Annotated in this window: 1 protein-coding gene; it reads right to left on the bottom strand. The window is 47.3% G+C overall.

The window, feature by feature from the left end:
- A partial coding sequence (locus tag CJ260_RS12875; protein ID WP_158221418.1) for a hypothetical protein occupies positions 1-237 on the bottom strand: 237 nt, incomplete at both ends.

A 237-nucleotide genomic window follows, 5' to 3' on the forward strand; every position in this document is an offset into this window, starting at 1 on the left:
TCATCTTGCCGTCAATGGTTACGTTATCCGTAACGTTTCCGTCTTCGTCTACGTCATACATCACTGCGCCTTTTGCCAGCGTATCGAGATTGCCTTGAACATCAAGGAGTTGTCCTTCCGTTGCTGCACGGTCTGCTACAATATCTTCTGCATTGCCAGACCATTCTGTATTTTCAAGGCCGGTTACGCTTGGTGCAGTTACACTCCCGGTTTCGTTTACATGGAAGTTATTGTTGC

Source organism: Megasphaera sp. ASD88 (assembly GCF_002287425.1).
In the GTDB taxonomy this organism is placed as follows: domain Bacteria; phylum Bacillota; class Negativicutes; order Veillonellales; family Megasphaeraceae; genus Megasphaera; species Megasphaera stantonii.